This is a genomic window from Gordonia hirsuta DSM 44140 = NBRC 16056 (assembly GCF_000333015.1).
Classification (GTDB): domain Bacteria; phylum Actinomycetota; class Actinomycetes; order Mycobacteriales; family Mycobacteriaceae; genus Gordonia; species Gordonia hirsuta.
This window is the reverse complement of record NZ_BANT01000029.1, coordinates 14,670-36,390: the sequence shown is the minus strand read 5'-3', so window position 1 is coordinate 36,390 and position 21,721 is coordinate 14,670. Positions and strand designations below refer to the sequence as shown.

Here is a 21,721-nt window from a genome sequence, read left to right as displayed (position 1 = left end):
GGCTTGTGCAGCCACCCCCGCCATCACTACTGTCACATTAGTCCCATTAATCACACGGGCCACAGGCTGCAGCTGGGGTCCCGCGCGAACTGAGGTAATGCAGTGCCCAGAACCCGACCCGGCCGAGCTAAGAAGCGCACCCTGACCTTCGCCGCCCTCGGGCTGGCACCTGTGCTGCTGGCCGGCGGCGTGGCCGTCGGCGGCACCGGGTGGATCCAGAGCACCGGCATCTCGTTGCGCGCGGATGCGCCGTTGACGCTGACCGGACACGGACACGGGCACGGCCGCGGGATGGGTCAGTGGGGGGCCTACGGCTACGCCAAACAGGGCTGGAAGGCCGACAAGATCCTGCGCCACTACTACGGCAACACGACCGCGGGGAAGGTGGACAACCCCGACGTCACCGTCTCGCTCAGCGAGAAGCAGTCGGTGAGTGTCCGCGCGGACGCCGGTGCCAAAGTGGGTGGCCAGACGGTGGCTCCCGGACAGGCGGTCAGCCTGTCCGGGGGCAACGCCACCATCACGCAGGGCTGCGGCGGCGCCATGGTGAAGACGGTGTCGGCCCAGTGGGTCGAGCCGGTCAACCCCGCCCCCAATCGGCCGGTGGACGAGCTGCTGACCTTCTGCGGCGGCGGTGACAAGTACCGTGGCGCACTCGGTCTGACCGGCGATGGCGTCTCCAATAAGCTGCACGTCGACGATTACGTCAAGGGGGTCATCCCCAAGGAATCGGTGCCCGGCTGGGCCGACTCCGGCGGTTTCGAGGCCCTCAAGGCCCAGGCCGTGGCCGCACGCTCGTATGTGCTGGCCGGGCTGGCCTCGGGCCGCAAGATGAACAACACCCAGCAGTCGCAGGTCTATCACGGAGCCTCCGGGGAGGATCCGCGCACCAACCGGGCCGCCGACGCCACGGCCGGCCAGGTCCGGCTGCGCAACGGCAAGCCGGCGCTGACCGAGTTCTCGGCGTCGACGGGCGGTTACACGGCCGGCGGCGAGTTCCCGGCGGTGATCGACGACGGAGACAAGGTGTCTCCGACGCACACCTGGACCGCCACGGTCAGCCCCGCCAGCGTCGCCTCGGCGTTCGGTGTCGGCGCCTTCCGGAGCTTCGAGGTGATCGAGGCCAACGGACTCGGTGCCGGCAGCGGCCGCGTGGTCAAGGCCAGGATCGTCGGTTCCAACCGTACGGTCGAGGCCACCGGCGAAGAGGTGCGCGGCAAGCTGCAGCTCAAGTCCGGCTGGTTCTCCATTGCGGGCCAGAAGTCGATGCCCAAGATCGTCAAACCGCCGATGGGCCCGGCCGCACCGGGCGGTGGCCTCGGTGACTTCCTGGACCTGAGTCCGCTGACCGCACTGCTGTCGGGGTCGGTCCCGGACCTGTCGGCCCTGGGACTCAGCGACCTGTCGGCGGTGACCGGCCAGCTGACCCCGATCATCGAGCAGATGATCGCCGTGGGCACCGGCGCCCTGTCGGCCAAGCAGGTCGCTCTCGCTCGCAGTGACAACTGGCAGGGGTCGACCGGAACGGTGAGCCGGGAGCGCAGTGACAACGCCAACGGGTCCACCGGCACCGTCGATCGTAATCTCACGCGCGGCGACAATTCGCAGGGCTCGACCGGCACGGTCGCCAAACCGGAGCTGGTGACCGACGGTCAGGGTATGCACGGGCTGGTGCAGGTGCTGGCCAACGGCATCATCTACTACAGCCCGGCGACCGGCGCGCAGGCGCTGTTCGGGCAGGCGCTGACCGATTTCCTCAACGGCGGCGGCCTGGAGGTCCTGGGGTTCCCGAAGGCCGACGCGCTGGACTGACGGGGTGATCTTCATCCGGCGGTCGCCGCGCCTTGGTCAACACTCAGGTTCGGTCCGATAGCCTGAACAGTTGTGACGGAAAACAGCGCCAGTGCATACGACCTGATCGTGGTCGGTTCCGGCTTCTACGGTCTGACCGTGGCCGAACGCGCCGCGACCCAGTTGGGCAAGCGTGTCCTCGTCGTCGAACGTCGTGACCACCTGGGTGGCAACGCCTACTCCGAAGCCGAGCCGACCACCGGTATCGAGGTTCACAAGTACGGTGCGCACCTGTTCCACACCTCCAACGAGCGGGTGTGGGAGTACGTCAACCAGTTCACCGACTTCACCGGCTACCAGCATCGCGTGTTCTGCATGCACGACGGGCAGGCGTATCAGTTCCCGATGGGTCTGGGTCTGGTCTCGCAGTTCTTCGGCCGCTACTTCAGCCCGGACGAGGCGCGGGCACTGATCGCCGAGCAGGCCAGCGAGATCGACACCGCCGATGCGCAGAACCTGGAAGAGAAGGCGATCAGCCTGATCGGGCGTCCGCTCTACGAGGCTTTCATCAAGCACTACACCGCCAAGCAGTGGCAGACCGATCCGAAGAACCTGCCGGCGGGCAACATCACCCGGTTGCCGGTGCGCTACAACTTCGACAACCGCTACTTCAGTGACACCTACGAGGGTCTGCCGGTCGACGGTTACACCGCGTGGCTGGAGAACATGGCCGCGCACGAGCGCATCGAGGTGCGTCTGAACACGGACTGGTTCGATGTGCGCGACGAGCTGCGGGTGGCCAGCCCCGAGGCGCCGGTGGTCTACACCGGGCCGCTGGACCGCTACTTCGACTATGCGGCCGGTGAGCTGGGATGGCGCACTCTGGACTTCGAACTGGAGGTGCTCCCGGTCGGTGACTTCCAGGGCACCTCGGTGATGAACTACAACGACGCCGACGTGCCGTTCACCCGTATCCACGAGTTCCGGCACTTCCACCCCGAGCGCACCGAGTACCCATCCGACAAGACGGTCATCATGCGCGAGTTCAGCCGTTTCGCCGGGGCGGACGACGAACCCTACTATCCGATCAACACCCCCCAGGACCGCGAGCGCCTGGCCGCCTACCGCGAATTGGCCAAGGCCGAGACCGCCGAGCGCGGCGTGCTCTTCGGCGGCCGGCTGGGCACCTACCAGTACCTGGACATGCACATGGCCATCGCCAGTGCCCTGACCATGTTCGACAACACGCTGGGACCGCACCTGGCCGACGGCGTACCGCTGGCCGAGCGGGCCCAGGCGTAACCGACGAATCGAATCGACGAGATGACTTCTACTGACACCACGGCGGTCTCGCTGCTGCAGCGGGTGATTCTTCCGCGGCCGGGTGAGCCGCTCGATGTGCGCTCGCTGTACCTGGTCGAATCCGACCGCAACGAGGCGCGCGCCCACGCTCCTGACCGCACCAGCGTGCGCCTGGGCGCCGAATCGGAAGTGAGCTTCGCGACCTACTTCAACGCCTTCGCCGCGTCCTACTGGCGGCGCTGGACCATCCTGAAGTCCGTCGTGCTGCGGGTGGAGATCGTCGGCAGCGCCCGGGTGGACCTGTACCGCTCCAAGATCGACGGCTCGCGCATCGCCATCGGCGGCGCCCTGGTCGAGGTCGACGAGACCGGCCGCGGGGTCTTCGAGTTCCAGACCGATCTGGGGCCGTTCGAGGACGGCGGCTGGATCTGGTTCGACGTCACCACCGATACGGCCACCGAGATCGTCGCCGCCGGCTGGTACGCCCCGCAGGAGGTGCCCGCCGGGACCCCCGACAAGCGGATCACCGTGGGCATCCCGACCTTCAACCGGCCCACCGATGCGGTCGCGGCACTGGCCGCGCTGACCTCCGACCCGCTGGTCGACTCGGTGATCGACGCGGTGATGATGCCCGATCAGGGCACCCGGAAGGTGGTCGACGAGCCCGGCTACACCGAGGCCGCCGCCGCACTGGGCGAGCGCCTGCACATCTTCGACCAGGGCAACCTGGGCGGCTCCGGCGGCTATTCGCGCATCATGTTCGAGGCGCTGCGGCTGACCGACAGCCCGTACGTGCTGTACATGGACGACGACATCATGATCGAGCCGGACTCGATTCTGCGCGCCCTGGCCATGTCCCGGTACGCCAAGAAGCCGATGCTGGTCGGCGGTCAGATGCTCAACCTGCAGGACCGCAGCCATCTGCACTGCATGGGCGAGGTGATCGACCATCACAAGTTCATGTGGACCGCCGCGCCGTTCGTCGAATACGACCACGATTTCGCCAAGTACCCGCTCAGCGATCGCGACAATTCCAAGAACCTGCATCGGCGTATCGACGTCGAAGGCAACGGCTGGTGGATGTGCATGATCCCGCGGGTGGCGGCTGAGGAGATCGGTCTGCCCCTGCCGCTGTTCATCAAGTGGGACGACTGGGAGTATGCGCTGCGCGCCGGCCGGGCGGGCTACCCCACGGCGACCGTGCCGGGCATCGCGATCTGGCACATGGCCTGGAGCGATAAGGACGACGCCATCGACTGGCAAGCCTACTTCCATCTGCGCAACCGGCTGGTGGTGGCTTCCCTCTACACCGACGGGCCGATCAAGGGCATTCTGACCTCGCACGCCAAGGCGACCGCGAAACATCTGCTGTGCCTGGAGTATTCGACCGTGGCGATCCAGAACGAGGCGATGCGCGACTTCCTAGCGGGCCCGATGCACATCCGGGAGATCCTGCCGACCGCGCTGGGCAAGGTCGCACAGATCCGCAAGGGCTACCCCGATGCGGTGGTGCTGGACTCAGCTGAGGAGTTGCCGCGCACCTCCGGGGAGGCCACCCATCTGGGGGTCAACGAGCCCGCCGGGCCGATCGCCAAGGCCAAGGCGCTGCTGGGGGCCGTGGTGAACAATGCGCGCCCGGCCGATCCGCGTCACCACCAGGTGCCGCAGGCCAACTATCCGCCGATCGAGGCCCGCTGGTTCTCCCTGGGCCGCGTCGACGGGGTCACGGTGACCACGGCCGACGGCCGGGGAGTGGTGTACCGGCAGCGCGACCGGGACAAGATGCTCGAGCTGGCCCGCGAATCGGCCCGCCTGCAGAAGGAGCTGCGCGAGCGCTTCGACGAGATGCGCATCGAATACCGTGCGGCACACAAGGAACTGGCGAGCAAGGAGAGCTGGGCGCATGTCTACGGAATCGACTGATGCGACGGCGCGGCAGGCTCCGCGCGGGGAAGAGAAGATCCTGATCGGGGTGCAGTCGGCGCTGGCCGGCCGGCCGGGTGTGCTTCCGGCCGCCCGCGGGCTGAGTCACCTGGGCGAGCACGCGCTGGGCTGGATGGGCCTGGCTGCGGCCGGCGCCCTGGTGGCCACCGCCACCGGTGAACCCGAACGCTGCCGACGCTACCTCGAAGCGGGTGTGGGCGCCTTCGGGGCGCACGCGGCCTCGGTGGTGCTCAAGCGCATCGTCCGCCGCAAGCGACCGCACCACCCGGACATCGCGATCGGCGTGGGCACCCCCAGCAAGCTGAGCTTCCCGTCTAGTCACGCCACCTCCACCACCGCCGCGGCGATTCTTCTCGGCCGCGCGGCGGCCGCCGGCACCGGCGCCGAGCGCTCCCGCCTTCGCCGGCTGGCCCCGGTCGCGGTGCCCGCCCTCATCGTTCCGCCGATGCTGGCGTCCCGCTTGGTGCTCGGCGTCCATTACCCTTCCGATGTGGCAGCTGGAGCATTGCTCGGCGCCGCCAGTGCCGGTGCGGTCATCGCGGCCGACATGCTCGACAAGTGAGGAACAACCGATGAGCGAGACCGAGGGTAAGGTCGCCGGACCGCCGAAGAACCTGGCGACCGGTCTGGTCAAGGCGATCCGTCCGCGCCAGTGGGTCAAGAACGTCCTGGTGCTGGCGGCACCGATGGCCGCGGGCACCGATGCGCTGACCGACGCCTCCCGGATGGGCAAGGTCGGCATCGCCTTCATCGCCTTCTGTCTGGCGGCGTCGGCGATCTACCTGGTGAACGACGCCCTCGACGTCGAAGCCGACCGGGCACATCCGACCAAGCGATTCCGGCCGATCGCTGCCGGGGTGGTGCCGCGGAATCTGGCCTATGCGCTGGCGGTGGTCTTCATGGCCGCCGCGTTGGGCATCGCCTTCCTGGCGAACTGGCAGACCACCGTCACCATCGCGGTGTACCTGGTGGTCCAGCTGGGCTACTGCTTCGGTCTCAAGCACCAGGCCGTCATCGACATCTGCATCGTCTCCTCGGGCTTCCTGCTGCGGGCGATCGCCGGTGGTGTGGCCGCCGGCATCGACCTGTCCAAGTGGTTCCTGCTGGTGATGGCCTTCGGCTCGCTGTTCATGGCGGCCGGCAAGCGCTACGCCGAGTTGCAGCTGGCCGAGCGGACCGGCGCCAAGATCCGCAAGTCGCTGGAGTACTACACCAGCACCTACCTGCGTTTCGTGTGGACGCTGTCGGCCACCGCCGTCGTCCTCTGCTACGGCCTGTGGGCGTTCGACAACATCCACGAGGACAACGTCTGGTACGCGCTGTCGATGGTGCCGTTCACCGTGGCGATCCTGCGATATGCGGTCGACGTCGACGGCGGTGTGGCCGGCGAACCCGAAGAGATTGCGCTGGGCGACCGCATCCTGCAGTTGCTGGCGGTGGCCTGGGTGGTGCTCGTGGCGGTTGCCGTCTATGTCCCGTCCTGACCCGGAGCCGACGGCGGACCGCTCGCCCGCCGCCGCCGACACCCCCGCTGCCTCGAATGCCGCTGACTCGAACTCGGCTGACTCGAACTCCGCTGCCGCACCGAACCGGTTGAAGGCGGTGCTGACCGACCGCCGTCTGCTGGTTCCCGGGCTCAGCTGGTTGATCGCCACCGTCGGGGTGACCGTGTTCTTCGCGATCGGCGCCTGGCAGCGGCGCTGGATCGCCGACGACGGCCTCATCGTGCTGCGGACCCTGCGGAACCTGCTGGCCGGTAACGGACCGGTGTTCAACGCCGGTGAACGCGTGGAGGCCAACACCTCCACGGCCTGGACCTATCTGCTGACCTTCTGGGCCTGGGTCACCGGCGCTCAGCTGGAGTACGTCGTCCTGTGGACCGCCCTGATCCTGTCGGTGGCGGCCATTCCTATCGCGATGTACGGCACCGCACGCCTGTACGGACGCCGTTACCTGAGCGCCCCGGGTGCCGCCCGTGGTGTCACGCTGCTGCTGCCGCTGGGTTCGGTGATCTACATCGCGCTGCCCCCGGCCCGGGACTTCGCCACCAGCGGTCTGGAGAACGGTCTGGTGATCTTCTGGATCGCCTGCCTGTGGTGCCTGTTCCTAGCGTGGGCACGCCGCGACGGCGCGGCGCCGCGCACTCGAGGCTCGAATGCGGCCCTGCTGTTCCTGGCGTTCGTGGCCGGACTGGCACCGCTGATCCGTCCGGAGATGGCGGTTCTGGGCGGACTGGTGCTGCTGGTGCTGGTCGCCGCACCGCTCGGCTGGCGACTGCGCCTCGGCGTAATCGTTATGGCCGCCGCCGTACCGGTGGCCTATCAGATCTTCCGGATGGGCTACTACGCGGTGCTCGTGCCGAATCCGGCCATCGCCAAGGACGCCAGCGGCGCCAAGTGGGGCCAGGGCTGGCTCTACCTGGAGAACCTGTTCGGCCCGTACATTCTGCTGCTGCCGGTGATCATGGCGTTGCTGGTCGCCGGCGTCGTCGTGGCGACCCGGGTGCGCGCGGGTGCGTCGGCCGCGAGCACCGCGGCCGACGAAACGGACGAAGACGCCGGTGCTGCGGCGCCGGTGACCGCCAGTGAACGCCTGGCGCGGGGCTGGACCGATTTTCAGCGCCGGCTGCAACGGCCGTCGACGGTCGTTGTGACGGTGGTGCTGGCCGGGGTGCTGCTGACCCTCTACTGGACCCGCCAGGGTGGCGACTTCATGCACGGACGGGTGCTGCTGGCACCGTTCTTCATCATCCTGTTGCCGGTGATGGTGGTCCCGGCCACCATCCCGGCGACGGCCCGCACCGCCATCGCCCGCTGGCGCCTGGCCGCAGCGTCGTTCATCATCCTGGCCGTGGGCGGGACCATCTGGTGGGGGGCGGCGGTCTCCCAGGAGGTGATCTCCGCCGCCGGTATGGACATCAGCCGGGACGGGATCGTCGACGAACGGCGCTTCTACGTAGCCAATATGGCCAATGAGAACCCGGTCACCGCCGAGGACTATCTGGACTACCCGCGCATGCGCGCGATGATGGAACGCATCGACGAGCTCAAAGACACCGGCGGGCTGATCCTGCCGTCAGGCAATTACGACGAGTGGTACGTGGTGCCGTTGCGCGATGATCTGCTGCCGCACCAGCAGCAGCGCACCACGCTGTATTTCCTGAATCTGGGAATGACCGGGATGAACGCTCCGCTGGACGTGCGGGTGGTCGATCAGATGGGTCTGGCCTATCCGTTGGCCGCGCACACCGAGAGGCTCACCGACGGGCGGATCGGGCACGACAAGAATCTGCCGACGCCGTGGGTGGTGGCCGAGAGCGGCGGCGTGGCCGGTGGACCGGGTCTGCCCGGGTACATTCCGGCGTTGGAGGTGCGGCGTGCCAACGTGGCACTGACCTGCCCGCAGACGCAGGCACGGTTCGCCTCCTACAAGGACACCTGGTCGTTCACGCGCTTCCGGCACAACCTGAGACAGGCCTTTGAATTCAACAGTTACCGGATCGTGCGCCAGCCCGAGTACGAGATTCTGCGCTGCGGTCTGACGCCTCCGGCGGAGCATCCGCGGTGAACCGGGCCGGGAACAGAGTCGGTCCCGACTCGGAAGTAGCAATCTTTATCTCGAAACGGTAACGTCCTGCGATGACCCAACGATGGTATGGGTGGTGACCGACCGGGCCTCTTCCAGGCACTGGACGGGATCCGCGCGAAAACCAGAACCGACACTGTGAGGAACGTCACAGTATTGGGGCGTGGTGGGCCAGGCCGATAGGCTTCCGTCAATCCAGTTACGGATGTGGCGTGTGTCTAGTCGCGAGACCCGACGCAAGAGACGAGAGCTGTGCAGAACCTGAGAAGGCGCTGACAGCCGGTGAAAGTTAGGAAGAGAGCAGTAATGCGCGTAGCGAAGAATAAGCCGCAGGCCGGTCGCCGGCTGACGGCGGTTCTGGTCGCCCTGCTGACCGCGATGGGCCTTCTCGGCACCGCGATCGGCGCCGGCCAGGCCTCTGCTCGGGTGCCGCACCCGGGTGTCAAGGAGTTCTGGATCGACGCCTGCGGGATGCCGACCAACGGCGCCTTCGGCAATAAGTCCATGAAGCCGGGCAAGGTCAAGGTCCGCTCCTGGTTCAAGCCGGGCAACCAGCGCACGGTCATCCTGCTCGACGGGATGCGCGCCCAGTACGACTTCAGCGGCTGGGAGATCAACACCAACGTTCAGAAACTGGTGAACCACGGCGTCAACGTGGTCGAGCCGATCGGCGGCCCGGCCAGCTTCTACACCGACTGGGATGCACCGTCGAACTTCAACAACCAGAAGCGCGCCTACAAGTGGGGCTGCGTCATCGACAAGCGCCTGGTGCCTGCGCTCAAGCAGCGCGGCTTCAAGGGCAAGGGCGGCAAGTACGCCATCATGGGCCTGTCGTCCGGCGGTAACGCCGCGCTGACCCATGCCGCGCAGCGTCGCGATCTGTACCACGCCGCCGGTTCGCTGTCGGGCTACAACTACCTGACCGCCCCCGGTATGCGCACCCTGCTGCGCCTGGCGATGCTCGACGTCGACCCGCAGCCGTGGAACATCGATTCCATGTGGGGCCCGCCGTGGAGCCCGCGCTGGCCGCAGAACGATCCGTTCATGCTGATCAACCGGATGCACGGCCTGAAGCTGTACATCGGCTCGGGTAACGGCTTCTTCGGCAAGTACAACTACCCGCAGAACATCGGCGACGACCTGTTCAAGGGCACCCCGCTGGAGATGCTGGCACTGACGCAGACCGTCGCCTTCGACGCGGCTGCCCGGGCCCAGGGCCTGAACCCGCTGACCTACTACGCCAACGGCACCCACGCCTGGGGCTACTGGCAGGACATGGTCTGGGACGCACAGCGACGCGGCTTCTTCCGCTGACCTAGCTCCGTGACTACGAAACATTAGTCACAAAATTCACATGCGCCACAGCGTGGCGCGGGGACATCGAGACGCCTCACGTGTAGAAACACACGTGAGGCGTCTCGCATCTCCGGATGCGGGGCCGCCGGTGAGAGTGAATAACTCGGTCGGGGAAGCCGAGTCCAGGGCAGTAGTGAAGGAGCACGGACGTGACGGTGTGGAATCTCAAGAGGGCGCGAGCGGCTGCCGTCGCTGCCGCGACGGTGGCGCTGGTGTTCCCCCTCGCCGGCCAGGCTGCCGCAGATCCGGCACCGGCCCCCGAGCGCCCCGCCCCGTCGGCCGCTCCGGCGCCGCCGCCGGCCGCGCCGGCCGCACGCGTCACCCGGACCGTCTGGTATGACGCCAACCGGGTCGCCCTGTGGATCTTCTCCCCGGCGATGAAGCAGGAGATCCAGGTGCAGCTGCTGCTGGCCCGCGACTGGTGGTACAAGCTCGATGCGAAGTTCCCGCAGATGTACACCCTGGACGGTCTGCGTGCGCAGGATGACCAGAACGGCTGGATCATCAACACCGACATCGCCCGCTTCTATCAGGACAAGAACGTCAACGTCGTGCTGCCGGTGGGCGGTGAGTCCAGTTTCTACACCGACTGGAAGCAGCCCGATCGCGGCAAGAACTACCAGTGGGAGACCTTCCTGATCCACGAGCTGCCGCCGATCCTGCAGGACCAGTGGCGCTCGACCGATGTGCGTGGCGTGCAGGGTCTGTCGATGGGCGGCTCGGCGGCGATGATGCTGGCCGCGCGCAACCCGGGCTTCTTCAAATACGCCGCGTCGTACTCGGGCATCCTGCAGTTGACCTCCTACGGCATGCCGCAGGCCATTCAGTTCGCCCTGCGCGACGGCGGCGGCTACGACTCGATGAAGATGTTCGGTCCGCCGAGCGATCCGGCCTGGGCCGAGCATGACCCGTATCTGCTGGCCGACCAGCTGCGCGGGACCAGCCTCTATGTGTCCTCGGGCAACGGCATGGTGGGCGAACACGATAAGCCCAGCGATATTCCGCTACTGGCGACCAACTACTCCGGTGTCGGCCTGGAAGTGCTCTCCCGTACCACCAGCCAGCAGTTCGCCAGCAAACTCAATTCCCTGGGTATCCCGGCGCAGGCCGTCTACCGGCCCTCGGGCACGCACACCTGGCCGTACTGGGAGTTCGAGATGAAGCAGGCCTGGCCGCAGGCGGCCAGCGCGCTGGGACTGTCCGGCGACCGGGTGGCCTGCAAGGTCGGCGACGCCTTCAAGAAGGCCAAGCAGCTGCGCAGCCTGGGCGGTTGCCTCACTCCCGAGTACGCGGTGCCCGGCGGCAAGGCGCAGGACTTCCGCAACGGACGGCTGTTCACCGGGCCCAAGGGGCCCAAGGTGGTCACCGGTGCCATCGGCGGTGCCTACGTCCCGGCCTTCGACCGGTTGGGCCTGCCCACCAGCGATGAACAGACCAGCCGGGACGGCAAGGTCAAGTTCAACACCTTTGAGCGCGGGAAGATCACCTGGACGCCGAGCCGGGGCGCCCGTGTGGAAGCCAAGCCGTGAGGTGACTGCGGCTCCCAGGTTGATAATCGTCTGAGTATTCACCATGTTTATGCAGGTGAATACCCTGCCAGGGACAGACTCGGGTCGAACGGAAGGTAGCCTCGACGGCATGACTGGCAAGTTCTCTCGCGGCCTCGTGTTGTGCGCCGCACTCGTTGCGACAGCAGTCGGCATCAGCGCCTGCGGCGACTCCTCGACCGCAACGGCACCGCTCACTCAGGATGCGACCATCGCCACGATGCCTGGCCACTCGCCCGCGGCCTCGGCCGGTTCGGCAGAGCAGTCGGCCGCCTCCTCTGCGGCTGCAGCCTCCAGCAGCGCCCACGCCGCAGCGTCCAGGGCCTCGACCGAACTGCCGGCCACCAAACCCGAAGCGTCCTCGTCGGCACCGGGCAATCCCGAGGGCGGGCGCAGTGACCTGACCGATAAGGAGAAGAAGTATCTGGCCGCGCTGGAGCGCGACAAGGTCTCCTTCATGGGCGACGACGATAAGAACGTCGCACTCACCTGGGGTCACTACGTGTGTCAGGAACGGAAGAAGAAGACCGATCCGACGGTGATTCGGGTCTACGTCCGTGCCGGCGTCGGCCCGATGACCAAGAGCGAGCAGGAAGCCGGCGTCCAGGCCGACAAACTGATCGCCGCCGCCGAGAAGAATCTCTGCTGACCCGTGAAACGCCGCTTCCGTAAGGTGGCGTTCGGCTTCGGATTCCTGGCGCTCGTCGCCATCATCCTGGTGATCGTCCTGATCTTCCAGTTTCTGCGGCCCACGCCTCCCCCGCCGGGTGTTCCGCCTACGCCCTCGGCACCGCCGCGTGCCGACAGCCAGCCCGCCGACTGCCCGGACGTCCTGGTGGTGTCGATCCCGGGCACGTGGGAATCCAAGGCCAACGACGACCCTTACCGACCCACCGCCAACCGCCATTCCCTGATGCTGCGCGTCACCAAGGCCCTGCAGGCGAACTTCCCGTCCTCGCGCGCCGAGGTGTACACCGTTCCGTACGTGGCGCAGTTCCGCAATCCGACGGTACTGACCGATAAGCAGCAGGACTACAACGTCTCGCGTGCGCAAGGTAAGCGCCGGGCGGTCGACAAGATCACCCGGACCTATGACCACTGCCCGCTGACCGGGTATCTCCTGATGGGCTTCTCCCAGGGAGCGGTGATCGCCGGGGACATCGCCGGTGACATCGGCAACGGCCACGGTCCGATCCCCGTGCAGGACCAGGATCTGGTGCTGGGCGTCGGGCTGATCGCCGACGGGCGGCGGCAGGCCGGGCAGCAGAACGATGTGGGCCCGAGCCCCGACGGTGTCGGCGCTGAGGTGGCGCTGGGCAGCTTCGGCGGACTGGTGCCGGGCATCGAGATGACCGGGGCCCGCCGCGGCGGCTTCGGCACGCTGACCGAGCGCACCTACTCCATCTGCGCCGCCGGGGACCTGATCTGTGACTCTCCCCGGGTGAGCGATCCGTTCTCGGCGATCGGCAAACTGGCCAATGCGGCCAACAATCCGGTGCACGCCAAATACGCCACCAGCCGCTACTGGGCGCAGAACGGGGCCACCGCCACGCAGTGGATGTTCGCCTGGGCGAAACGGCTGATCACCGAGGCGCCGCACCCGAAACACGACTGACGCTTTGGGGTCGGTTCACCTGCTGCGTTAACCTTTTCGTGACCTGACGGGAAGTCGTGGGACCCGACGGGCCTACAGGATCTGCTGGGCTTGGAAGAATCGACGACGGAGGAGGGCAGCGGCCGGTGACCACGAATCGGGCTCTCCGGACCCCCGCGGGCCTGCGCCGGTTCCGTTTCGGAGCCGGTGGTGAGGGCAACAAGGCTGAAGGCGGTGCGCGGCGCTTCGTCCGGCTCGCGCAGACCGCCGAGGAGTACGGCTACGACACCTTCGCCGTCCCGGACCATCTCGGCGACCAGGTCGGACCGCTGGCCGCACTGGGTGCGCTGTCCCAGGCGACGTCGTCCATCCGCCTGGCCACGTCGGTGCTGGCCAACGGCTTCCGGCACCCGGCGGTCCTGGCCAAAGAGGCGACCACCATCGATGTGCTGTCCAAGGGCCGGCTGGAACTGGGCGTCGGTGCCGGCTGGCTCAAGTCCGAGTTCGACGCCGCCGGCATCGACTTCGGCACCCCCGGCCAGCGGGTGCGGCGCCTGGACGAGACGCTGACCATCCTCGACGGGCTCCTGCGCGGGGAGACCGTAGATTTCGAGGGTGAGTTCTACCACGTTCGGGGCCTGGAGGGCAGTCCGCGTCCGCGGCAGGGTCCCCGCCCGCCGATCGCGGTGGGTGCCGGTGGCCCGCGCATGCTGGCCCTGGCGGCCAAACACGCCGACATCATCTCGGTGGCCACCGGTTCGACCCCCGACGGGCGGATGCGGCTCTCGGATATGACGATGGACAAGACGCTCGAGCGGATCGACCGGATCCGCCAGGCCGCCGGTGACCGGTTCGACCACATCGAGCTGAACTGGACGATCGCGGCGGTGGTTCTCACCGACGACCGGGTCCGGGCCGCTGAAACCGCATTGCAGGCGCTCGACAGCGGCTATCCGCCGACGATCGCCCGCGATGTGGACTTGACTGTCGACGACCTGCTGGAGTCGCCGTACCTGGCTTTCGGGAGCGCTGCGCAGATCGCCGAACAGATCCGCGAGATCCGCCGCAGAACCACCATGAGTTACGTCGGAATCTTCCCGGGACAGACCGATACCTTTGCACCGGTGATCCCGCTATTGCAGGAGGAGTAGAATCAATTAGGTTTTGTGTGCCACGGACCGGCGAGACCCGTCGCGCGCCAGGCACAGGCAGGGGCGCCGGATCCGTGGGGGGCGGGCCGCACGGCGCCGAGAGTGCGAGACGAGAAGACGCCGCGACCGCGGCACAGGAGTTTGGAAATGCTGAATACCGAGTTCGAGCAGTTTCTCGACGAGAGCGGCAACCTCCGGTTCACCGAGGAAGCCACCCTCGTCGATTACGTCGAGCGCAATGTCCGGGAGGAAGCCGACACGCTGGCCTACCGGTTCATCGACTACAGCCGGGAGCGCGACGGCGAAGCGCAGGATCTGACCTGGGCTCAGTTCGGTAAGCGCCTGCGCGCCGTGGCCGCGCGCCTGCAGCAGGTGACCCAGCCCGGCGACCGCGTGGCGATCCTCGCCCCCCAGTCCCTGGAGTACGTGATCGGCTTCTTCGCCGCGCTCTACGCCAGCAACATCGCCGTCCCGCTGTTCAGTCCGGACGAACCCGGCCACACCGACCGTCTCACCGCGGTACTCGCCGACTGCCGGCCGACCGCGATCCTGACCTCCACCAAATCCGCCGAAGCCGTCCGCGACTTCTTCGCCGACCGTCCGGCCAAAGAACGCCCCCGCGTGATCGCCGTCGACGCCGTCCCCGATTCGGTGGGCTCGTCCTGGGTGGCCCCGGTGGCCGGCAAGGACCACAACCGCGACACCGTCGCCTACCTGCAGTACACCTCCGGTTCGACCCGCGTACCGGCCGGCGTCGAGATCACCTACGAGGCCGTCGCGGCGAACTGCCTGCAGATCTACGACACCATCGAGTTGGACCGCAACTCTCGCGGTGTCACGTGGCTGCCGATGTTCCACGATATGGGCCTGCTGACGGTGATTCTGCCCGCGCTGGGCGGCAAGTACATCACCATCATGAGTCCGGCGGCCTTCGTGCGCCGTCCCGGCCGGTGGATCCGCGAACTGGCCGCCGCCGAGGACCGTGCGCCCACCTACGCCGCCGCGCCGAACTTCGCCTACGAGCACGCCGCCGCCCGCGGACTGCCCGCCGAAGGCGAAGAACTGGACCTGTCGAATGTGATCGGTCTGATCAACGGCTCCGAGCCGGTCACCGTCTCCTCCATGCGCAAGTTCAACGAGGCCTTCGAGCCGTACGGCCTGTCGCCCAAGGCGATCAAGCCCTGCTACGGCATGGCCGAGGCGACCCTGTTCGTCTCGGCGACTCAGCGTGATAATGAAGCGCTGATCAGCTATGTCGACAGAGAGAAGCTGAACGCCGGCGAGTTCGTACCGGTGCCGGAGGACCACGAGAACGCGATCGCGCAGGTCTCCTGTGGACAGGTCGCCCTGAGCCAGTGGGCCTGCATCGTCGATTCGGAGACCGCCACCGAGGTGCCCGACGGCCGTGTCGGCGAGATCTGGCTGCACGGCCTCAACATCGGCAAGGGCTACTGGAACAAGGAGGACGAGACCCGCGAGACCTTCCACAACAAGCTCGTCCACCCGCTGCCCGAGGGCAGCCACTCCGCGGGCGTCTCCGAAGACGCCGACTGGATGCGCACCGGTGACTACGGGGTCATCTACGACGGTGAGCTCTACATCACCGGCCGGGTCAAGGACCTGGTGATCGTGGACGGCCGGAACCACTATCCGCAGGACCTGGAGTTCAGTGCCCAGGAGGCCAGCCCCAATCTGCGCCCGGGCTTCGTCGCCGCCTTCGCGGTGCCGGCCAACCAGCTGCCCAAGGAGGTCTTCGACGGCGGCTTCTCCGGGCTCACCTTCGATCCGCAGGATGCCTCCGAGCAGCTGGTGATCGTCGCCGAGCGTGGACCGGGACGCAAGGCCGATCCGCAGGAGATCGCCGATGCGGTGCGCGCCGCCGTGGCCGGCCGGCACGGCGTCATGGTCCGCGACCTGCTGCTGGTGCCCGCCGGATCCATCCCGCGCACCTCCAGCGGCAAGATCGCCCGCCTGGCGACCAAGTCCGCCTATGTCGACGGCACGCTGCGCGGCGGCTACCAGCAGACGGCCTTCCCGGACGCCGGCGACTGAGCCGCTCGTGAAATCCCATGCGTACGGCCCGGTATGTCACCGACATACCGGGCCTGACGTGTACATACCGACACTTCGAACTCAGTAGGCTGTAGGCGATGTCTGACATTGAGAACACCGGTAACCCGATCGAGACCGACGGCGAGACCGCGGGCGGCCTGACGGTCGAGGAGCTGCGCGACTGGCTTCGCGCATGGGTCTCGGCCACCACCGGGCTGCCGGTCGACCAGATCTCCGACGACCGTCCGATGGAGGAGTTCGGGTTGTCCTCGCGCGATGCGGTGGCCCTGGCCGCCGACGTCGAGGACCGTACCGGTGTGATCCTGACCGCGACCGCGGCCTACAACCATCCGACCATCGCGATGCTGGCCAAGCGCATCATCGAGGGCGACCCGGACGAGGATCTGGACCCCGATGCCGACCGCTTCTGGGAACGCGAGCGCAGCGCCGACGACGATATCGCGATCATCGGCCTGGCCACCCGCTTCCCCAAGGCCGGGGCGACACCCGAATCCACCTGGGAGGCGCTGATCACCGGCGTCGACGGGATCACCGATCTGCCGGAGGACCGCTGGACCGAGTTCACCTCCGATCCGCGCCTGGCCGAGGTGATCGCGCAGGCCAATGTGCACGGCGGCTACCTCGACGATGTGCGCGGCTTCGACGCCGACTTCTTCCAGATGAGCCCGCGCGAGGTCGAGATGGTCGATCCGCAGCAGCGGCTGGCGCTGGAACTGTCGTGGGAGGCGCTGGAGAACGCGCATCTGCCGGCCAGTGATCTGCGCGGCGAGGCCGTCGGTGTGTTCATGGGCACCTCGACCAACGACTATCAGATGCTGGCCACTCTGGGTCTGGGCGAGGGCGCCAGCGAGACCGCGGCCTACGCGCTCACCGGCACCGCGACCTCGATCGTGGCCAACCGGGTCTCCTACTTCTTCGACTTCCGCGGCCCCTCGATCGCCGTGGACACCGCGTGTTCGTCGTCGCTGGTGGCCGTGCACCAGGCGGTCCGCAGCCTGCGTTCGGGCGAGAGCGATGTGGCCCTGGCCGGCGGCGTCAACATGATCGTCACCCCCGCGGTGACCCTGGGCTTCGACAGCATCGGCGCCCAGGCCCCCGACGGGAAGATCAAGGCCTTCTCTTCCGATGCCGACGGCATGATCCGCGCCGAAGGCGGCGGCGTCTTCGTCCTCAAGCGGCTCGCCGATGCGCGGGCCGACGGCGACCAGGTGCTCGCGGTGATCGCCGGCAGCGCGGTCAACTCCGACGGCCGCTCCAACGGCATCTTCGCGCCCAATCCCGACGCCCAGGTCGATGTCCTGCGCGATGCCTACACCGATGCGGCGATCGATCCGCGCACGGTCGACTACATCGAGGCCCACGGCACCGGCACGGTGCTCGGCGACCCGATCGAGGCCGACGCCCTCGGCCGCGTGGTCGGCCGCGGCCGGAACCCTGAGGCCCCGGCGCTGCTCGGTTCCGCCAAGACCAACTACGGGCACATGGAGGCCGCCGCCGGCGCCGGTGCGCTGGCCAAGGTGGTGCTGTCCCTGCAGCACGACCAGATCCCGGCCTCGCTCAACTACGTCGGCCCCAACCCCTACATCCAGTTCGACGCGACCAATCTGCGCGTGGCCGCCGAGAACACAGCCTGGCCGCGCTACTCCGGGCACGCGGTCGCCGGGCTGTCCGGATTCGGTTTCGGCGGCACCAATGCGCACATCGTCGTGCGTGAGGTGCTGCCCACCGATCTGGTCGAGACCGTCGACCAGCCGGCCCAGGCCGCCGCGGCCGTGACCGCCGCGGCCGTCGACGACTACCACGACGAGGACGACTACCTCACCGAAGCCGAGCGCGCCGTCCTGGCGGCTCAGTCCGCCCCGGTGGAGGCCGTGACCGCGGCGGTCGAAACCGATCCCACCGAGGGTTTCGCCCCGGCGGCCGCACCGGGTTCGGTGGTGCCGCTGGTGCTGTCCGGGTTCCTGCCGTCGCGACGTCGTCGTGCCGCCGCCGACCTGGCCGATTGGCTCGACACCGAGCAGGGCCGGGCCACCGACCTGGTCGAGATCGGCCGCACCCTGGCCCGCCGCAACCACGGCCGCACCCGGTCGGTGATCATGGCCCGCAACCACGAGGAGGCGCTCAAGGGCGCCCGGGCCGTGGCCGAGGGGAAGGCGCTGCCGTTCGTCTTCACCGCCGACGCCCCCGATGCGGCCTCGGCGGTCTGGCTGCTGTCGGGCTTCGGCTCGCAGCACCGCAAGATGGCCAAGCAGCTGTATCTGGAGAATCCGGTCTTCGCCGCGAACGTCGACCGCGTCGACGAGTACGTCCAGAACGAGCTGGGCTACTCGATCACCGAGATGTTCCTCGACGATGCGCAGACCTACGGCATCGAGACCAGCCAGGTCGGGATCTACACGATCCAGGTCGCCCTGGCCGACACCCTGCGCCACTTCGGGGCCCAGCCGGGGGTGCTGGTGCCGCATTCGATGGGTGAGGCCTCGGCCGCCTACATCAGCGGCGGTCTGTCCCTGGCGGACGCGACCCGGGTGATCTGCCAGCGCTCACGCCTGATGGGCGAGGGCGAATCGATGCTCGTCGGCGACGACATCCGGCTGATGGCCCTGGTCGAATACAGCGCCGAGGACATCAACGACGTCCTGGTCGACTACCCCGACCTGGAGATCTGCGTCTACGCCGCGCCCACGCACACCGTCATCGGCGGTCCCGAACCGCAGGTCGACGCGATCGTCGCGCACGCCGAGGCCGAAGGGAAGCTGGCCCGCAAACTGCAGACCAAGGGCGCCAGCCACACCTCCCAGATGGATCCGCTGCTGGGCGAGCTGGCCTACGAGCTCACCGGTATCGCGCCGCTGCGCCCGACCGTCGGCTTCTACAGCTCGGTCGACCGCGAGGTGTTCTACCGGCCGGGTGCCGAGCCGGTGCACACCATCGAGTACTTCACCAAGGGACTGCGGCACAGCGTCTGGTTCGCCCAGGCGATCGCCAAGGCGGTCGAGACCGGCCACCGCACCTTCCTGGAGCTGGCACCGAATCCGGCCGTGCTGATCTCGGTGGCCGCAACGACCTTCGGCGCCGGTGTGCACAACGCCGAACTGATCGAGACGCTGCGCCGCAAGGAGGACGAGCCCACCGGTCTGCTGACCGCGATGATGAAGCTCTGGGTGCACGGCCATCCCCTGAATGTGGGGGCCCTGTTCGGTACCGGGCAGGATCTGCCGTACGCCGACGTCCCGCGGACCGCCTTCGACCGCAAACCGTACTGGCTCACCGCCGCCGTCGGCAGCGGCACCGGTCCGGCCAGCGCGCCGGGTGCGCACGTGGCCCTGCCCGACGGCCGGCACGCCTGGGAGGTGGCCATCTCGGCGGTCACCGATCCGCGTGAGCTGGCGCTGGCTGCGGCGCGGCAGGTGCTCGACGACGCCGTCGTGGTCGCCGCCGAAGCGGTGAACCGGCTGCCCGCAGCGGGCACGCTGACCACCGTCTACACCCGCCATCCCGGCGGCGGGGCGATCTCGGTGTTCGCCGATGCGGCCCACGGTCACGCCCTGGTGCTCGAGGCCGCCGTCACCGGCGTCGCCCCCGACCGGCCCGCCCCGACCATCGCGGCGGCCCCGGCGGCCGCACCGGAACCCTCGGCGGCCGAATCGTTCGCCGGCGGCCCCGTCGTCGTCGAGGACGAGGTGGTCGACGATATCGGCAGCAAGTGGGAGGCCGGATCGGGGGAGACCGTCGAACAGCGACTGGCCACGATCGTCGGCGAGTCCATGGGGTACGATCCCGACGATCTGCCCCGCGAGATCGCGCTGATCGAGCTGGGGCTGGACTCGCTGATGGCCGTCCGGATCAAGAACCGTGTCGAGTACGAGTTCGACATCCCGCAGCTGCAGTTGCAGGCCATGCGCCAGGCCAACCTCAACGACGTCACCAAGTTCGTCACCTTCGCCGTGGAGAACCGGGACCAGGTGGACCTGCTCGCCCAGGGCGCCGCCGACGGCCAGGAACTCGATACCGCCGCCCTGTCGGCGCTGATCGACCAGGCCAATGCGCGCAAGAGCGCCGAACCGGCCGCTCCCGCCGAACCGGCTGTTCCCGCCGAGACCGCGGCACCCGCTGCCCAGACGCCTGTAGCTCAGCCCGCCGCCGACGCGCCCCCGGCGGAGAAGGCCGATCTGACCGATCAGTCGCAGGTCGCGGCCGCGGCCGGTGCCGATGTGCCGCCGCGCGATGCGGCCGAGCGCCTCACCTTCGGTGCCTACGCGGTGGTGACCGGCAAATCTGCCGGCGGCGTCTTCAACAAGCTGGAGGTGCTGGACGAGGAGTCGGCCCGCAAGCTGACCGATCGGCTCAACGACCGCACCGGCGGTGACATCGACCTCGAGGACGTGCTGGCGGCCGAGACCATCGAGGAGCTCAGCGACCACGTGCGCAAGCACATGGAGGCCGCGGCCGACGTCGACGGTTTCGTCCGCTTCCTGCGGGTTCCGGAGAAGAACGGCGCCCGCCAGCACGTCTTCGATACCACCGCCGGCGATCCGGTGCCGATGCTCGTCTTCCATCCGGCAGGCGGTAACACCTCGGCGTACGAGGCGCTGCTCAAGCGGCTGCCCGAGGATCAGCCGGTGATCGGATTCGACCGTGTCGAGGGCACCATCGAGGAGCGGGTGCGCCAGTATCTGCCGAAGCTGCGCGAGGTGCAGCCGCACGGCCCATATGTGCTGGTGGGCTGGTCGCTCGGCGGTGCACTGGCCTACGGCGCCGCTCAGTTGCTCACCGAGCAGGGCGAGCAGGTGGCCTTCGTCGGGCTGATCGACGTCGTCCGGCCCAGCGAGGATCTGGTCGAGACCCCGGAAACCAAACGTGCCCGGCTGGAACGCTGGCGCGACTTCGCGGTCAAGACCTACGACTTGGACGCGGACATCCCGATCCCGATGGACCGTTTGGTCGAAGCCGACGACGACGAGCAGTTCGCGATCATCATGGAGATGATCTCGATGTCGGGCACCAAGATTCCCGGCGGCATCATCGAACACCAGCGGACGTCGTTCCTGGACAACCGGGCGCTGAGCAACATCTCGCCGACCCCGTACGACGGCAAGGTGGTCCTGTACCGGGCCGACAAGATGCACGACGGAGCCATCGAACTGGAGCCGCAGTGGGCGAACATCGACCCCGATGGGCGCTGGGGTGAGGTGGTCGACGATCTGGAGATCATTCAGATCGGCGGCGACCACCTGTCCATCGTCGACGAACCGTATGTCGCCAAGGTCGGTGCCGACCTGACCCGGCGCATCGCTGATCTGAATCAGCCGAACTGAACCAGCCCGAGTGAACCAGCCCGAGTGAACCAGCCCGAGTCAACGAAAGAAAGAGGCCCC

General features: G+C 67.9%; 13 protein-coding genes. All 13 read left to right on the top strand.

The window, feature by feature from the left end; all coding sequences use genetic code 11:
* The first annotated feature begins 102 nt into the window (after positions 1-102).
* The 13 genes from GOHSU_RS11100 to pks13 all read left to right on the top strand — a co-directional run bounded on the left by GOHSU_RS11100 (position 103) and on the right by pks13 (position 21,661).
* On the top strand, positions 103-1,812 hold the full coding sequence (locus tag GOHSU_RS11100) for a SpoIID/LytB domain-containing protein (protein WP_005941354.1): 1,710 nt from the start codon (positions 103-105) through the stop codon (positions 1,810-1,812).
* A 72-nt stretch (positions 1,813-1,884) separates the two neighbouring features.
* The gene (gene glf, locus GOHSU_RS11095; RefSeq protein ID WP_005941352.1) at positions 1,885-3,093 is read left to right on the top strand and encodes a UDP-galactopyranose mutase; all 1,209 of its coding nucleotides are present in this window, start codon (positions 1,885-1,887) and stop codon (positions 3,091-3,093) included.
* Positions 3,094-3,114: 21 nt separating this feature from the next.
* A complete protein-coding gene (locus tag GOHSU_RS11090) occupies positions 3,115-5,016 on the top strand; it encodes a glycosyltransferase (protein ID WP_005941350.1) in 1,902 nt (633 codons plus the stop codon).
* Positions 4,997-5,599 (top strand): phosphatase PAP2 family protein, encoded by a 603-nt coding sequence (locus GOHSU_RS11085; protein ID WP_005941348.1) that lies wholly within the window; start codon positions 4,997-4,999, stop codon positions 5,597-5,599. Before GOHSU_RS11090 ends, GOHSU_RS11085 begins: the two co-directional genes overlap by 20 nt.
* Positions 5,600-5,609: 10 nt before the next feature.
* Positions 5,610-6,521: a decaprenyl-phosphate phosphoribosyltransferase gene (locus GOHSU_RS11080; protein ID WP_005941346.1), complete on the top strand. Its 912-nt coding sequence runs from the start codon at positions 5,610-5,612 to the stop codon at positions 6,519-6,521.
* The gene (locus GOHSU_RS11075; protein ID WP_024332568.1) at positions 6,508-8,604 is read left to right on the top strand and encodes an arabinofuranosyltransferase AftB family protein; all 2,097 of its coding nucleotides are present in this window, start codon (positions 6,508-6,510) and stop codon (positions 8,602-8,604) included. The genes GOHSU_RS11080 and GOHSU_RS11075 overlap by 14 nt, the downstream gene beginning before the upstream one ends.
* Positions 8,605-8,928: 324 nt before the next feature.
* Positions 8,929-9,936, top strand: coding sequence for an alpha/beta hydrolase (locus GOHSU_RS11070; RefSeq protein WP_005941340.1), 1,008 nt, complete (start codon positions 8,929-8,931; stop codon positions 9,934-9,936).
* A 191-nt stretch (positions 9,937-10,127) separates the two neighbouring features.
* Positions 10,128-11,507 carry an alpha/beta hydrolase-fold protein gene (locus GOHSU_RS11065; protein ID WP_005941338.1) on the top strand — a complete coding sequence of 460 codons (1,380 nt, stop codon included), beginning with the start codon at positions 10,128-10,130 and terminating at the stop codon, positions 11,505-11,507.
* 109 nt (positions 11,508-11,616) lie between these two features.
* A complete protein-coding gene (locus GOHSU_RS11060; RefSeq protein WP_005941336.1) occupies positions 11,617-12,174 on the top strand; it encodes a DUF732 domain-containing protein in 558 nt (185 codons plus the stop codon).
* A gap of 3 nt (positions 12,175-12,177) precedes the next feature.
* The gene (locus GOHSU_RS11055; protein ID WP_005941333.1) at positions 12,178-13,140 is read left to right on the top strand and encodes a cutinase family protein; all 963 of its coding nucleotides are present in this window, start codon (positions 12,178-12,180) and stop codon (positions 13,138-13,140) included.
* A 125-nt stretch (positions 13,141-13,265) separates the two neighbouring features.
* The gene (locus GOHSU_RS11050) at positions 13,266-14,270 is read left to right on the top strand and encodes a TIGR03621 family F420-dependent LLM class oxidoreductase (protein WP_005941331.1); all 1,005 of its coding nucleotides are present in this window, start codon (positions 13,266-13,268) and stop codon (positions 14,268-14,270) included.
* A 147-nt stretch (positions 14,271-14,417) separates the two neighbouring features.
* Positions 14,418-16,322, top strand: a complete 1,905-nt coding sequence (fadD32, locus tag GOHSU_RS11045; RefSeq protein WP_005941329.1) for a long-chain-fatty-acid--AMP ligase FadD32 — start codon at positions 14,418-14,420, stop codon at positions 16,320-16,322.
* Between the two features lie 98 nt (positions 16,323-16,420).
* Positions 16,421-21,661 (top strand): polyketide synthase Pks13, encoded by a 5,241-nt coding sequence (gene pks13, locus GOHSU_RS11040; protein ID WP_005941326.1) that lies wholly within the window; start codon positions 16,421-16,423, stop codon positions 21,659-21,661.
* Positions 21,662-21,721 lie beyond the last annotated feature (60 nt).